Origin of the sequence: Mesorhizobium sp. M1E.F.Ca.ET.063.01.1.1 (genome assembly GCF_003998155.1) — a bacterium.
In the GTDB taxonomy this organism is placed as follows: domain Bacteria; phylum Pseudomonadota; class Alphaproteobacteria; order Rhizobiales; family Rhizobiaceae; genus Mesorhizobium.
Genome location: NZ_RZSC01000850.1, coordinates 1 through 2,360, shown reverse-complemented (window position 1 = coordinate 2,360; position 2,360 = coordinate 1). Strand labels below are relative to the sequence as shown.

The following is a 2,360-nucleotide window of genomic DNA, read 5'->3' as shown; positions in this document are numbered from 1 at the left end:
ATTTGGGCAGGCTATCCGGCACAGCCGATGGCCGAAGCTTTGCGCGAGATCGCCATGCTGCGCAGGTTTGCCAAGAGCCGCAAGCAGGGCGACGGAAATGGCTGACATGGTGGCAACGACACTCGAGGCGGTCGACATAATGGGGCTCATGAAGCTCCTGCCACACCGCTATCCGTTCCTGATGATCGACCGCATCGTCGATATCGACGGCAACGACTCGGGCGTCGGCATCAAGAACGTGACAATCAACGAGCCGCATTTCCAGGGTCATTTCCCCGAACAGCCGGTGATGCCGGGCGTCTTGATCATCGAGGCCATGGCTCAGACGGCCGGCGCGATCTGCATCCGCAGCCTCAATACGGAAAAGCCGTCGCTGGTTTACTTCCTCACCATCGACAACGCGAAATTCCGCAAACCGGTCGGTCCAGGCGACCAGTTGAAGATCCACGTCAAGAAAATCAAGATGCGCGGCAACCTGCTCAAATTCGCCTGCGAGGCCATGGTGGACGGCGCGAAGGCGGCAGAGGCCGAGATCTCGGCCATGGTTGCCGGCTGACGGTTTGAAATGCTTATGAAAATCCAGACATCAATCCATCCCTCAGCGGTCGTCGAAGACGGCGCCCAACTCGGCGAAGGCGTCAGCATCGGGCCGTTCTGCCATGTCAGCGCCGACGCGGTGATTGGTGACCGTGCCGAACTGGTCAGCCATGTCGCGGTGATGGGCGCGACCACCATCGGCGCCTCGACCAAGGTCTATCCGATGGCGACGCTGGGAGCGCCGCCACAGAACACCAAGCACAAGGGTGGACGCACCACGCTGGTCATCGGCGAGAATTGCACCATCCGTGAAGGCGTCACCATGCATGTCGGCACGGATATCAGCCGTGGCGAGACGACCGTCGGAGACAACGGCAATTTCCTCGCTTACGCGCACATCGCCCATGACTGCGTCGTCGGCAAGAACGCCACCTTCGCCAATGGCGCGACCCTCGGGGGGCACTGCGAGATCGGCGACAACGTCTATATCGGCGGTCTCAGCGCCGTTCATCAATTCGTGCGTGTCGGCGACAACGCCTTTCTCGGTGGGTGCTCGGCCTTTGTCGGCGACGTCATCCCCTATGCCATCGCCGTCGGCAATCGCGCCAGCCTGCGCGGCCTCAACATCATCGGCTTGAAGCGTTCGGGACTGCCGCGTGCCGAGATCTACCTGCTGCGCAAGGCTTACAGGACGATTTTCGACCGCTCCCGCACCGTCGGCGAGAACGTGGAAATCGCCAAGGTGGAATTCGCCTCGTCGCCAACGGCCATGAAGATCATCGATTTCATCACCAGCCGCGGCAAGCGGCACTTTGCCGTCCCGTCACTCAAGGGTGGCGGCGACGACGACAATGGCGATGACGAAGGCTGACGTCGCCAGCCCGCACCTCGAACTTGCGCCGGGCTCCAGGGTCGGCATCATCGCCGGTGGCGGCAGCCTGCCGGTGGAAGTGGCGGAAAGCTTGGTCAGGCAGGGAAATTCGCCTTTTATCGTCCTCGTCGATGGCGAGGTGGATCGCGAAGCGGACTTCGCCGCTTATGAGCAGGCGACACTGGCGCTGGAAGACATCGGCTTGCTGCTTCCCTTGCTGAAACGCCGGGGCATCAGCCATCTGGTCCTTGCCGGCGAGATCAGGCGCAGGCCGCAGCTTGCCCGGATACGCCCGACTTTCGGTCTGCTGGCGATAATCCCTTCCGTGATCGTGGCGCTGGCGCGTGGCGACGACGGGCTTTTGAAGGTCCTCACGCGCGGGCTGGAGAAGCGCGGAATCACGGTCGTCGGCGCGCATCAGATCGTTCCCGACCTTGCCGCCGCCGAGGGCACGCTCACGGCCGCGGGACCAAGGCAATCGGATTGGCGCGATATCGAAGCGGGACGCGCGGCCGCCAAGGCCATTGGCGCGCTGGATATCGGCCAAGCGGCTGTCGCCATCGGCGGCCGGGCCATCGCGTTGGAAGGCATCGAAGGCACAAAGGGCCTGCTCGAAAGGACGCGCGAATTGCGCGGGCACGGCAGGCTCGCCGGAAAGACGCGCGGCGTCCTCGTCAAATGCGCCAAGCCTGGTCAGGAATTGCGCGCCGACTTGCCTTCGATAGGCCCGCAGACGGTCGAGGCCGCGCATGCCGCCGGCTTGGCCGGCATCGCCGTCGAAGCGGGTCGCTCGCTCATTCTCGAGGGTCCGACGACATTGTCGCGAGCCAACGCACTGGGCCTCTTCATCATTGGGTTCCCCGTGGCGGAGTCGGCTGATGGCAGGTGAGAGGCCGCTCAAAATCGCCATCGTCGCCGGCGAGGAATCAGGCGACCTGCTCGGTGCCGACAT

Annotated in this window: 3 protein-coding genes; all 3 read left to right on the top strand. The window is 63.5% G+C overall.

All coding sequences use genetic code 11. The features are described 5' to 3' along the window. Positions 1-97 precede the first annotated feature (97 nt). The 3 genes from fabZ to lpxI are packed head-to-tail and all read left to right on the top strand — an operon-like array spanning position 98 to position 2,297. On the top strand, positions 98-556 hold the full coding sequence (fabZ, locus tag EOA29_RS33300; RefSeq protein WP_126093890.1) for a 3-hydroxyacyl-ACP dehydratase FabZ: 459 nt from the start codon (positions 98-100) through the stop codon (positions 554-556). A gap of 15 nt (positions 557-571) precedes the next feature. Beyond that, a complete protein-coding gene (lpxA, locus tag EOA29_RS33295; protein WP_127222196.1) occupies positions 572-1,408 on the top strand; it encodes an acyl-ACP--UDP-N-acetylglucosamine O-acyltransferase in 837 nt (278 codons plus the stop codon). Then, a complete protein-coding gene (lpxI, locus tag EOA29_RS33290; RefSeq protein WP_126093891.1) occupies positions 1,395-2,297 on the top strand; it encodes a UDP-2,3-diacylglucosamine diphosphatase LpxI in 903 nt (300 codons plus the stop codon). Before lpxA ends, lpxI begins: the two co-directional genes overlap by 14 nt. Positions 2,298-2,360 lie beyond the last annotated feature (63 nt).

Coding starts and splice junctions, on each gene's coding strand:
- fabZ (WP_126093890.1), top strand. CDS start 98: ATGGCTGACATGGTGGCAACGACACTCGAGGCGGTCGACATAATGGGG.
- lpxA (WP_127222196.1), top strand. CDS start 572: ATGAAAATCCAGACATCAATCCATCCCTCAGCGGTCGTCGAAGACGGC.
- lpxI (WP_126093891.1), top strand. CDS start 1,395: ATGACGAAGGCTGACGTCGCCAGCCCGCACCTCGAACTTGCGCCGGGC.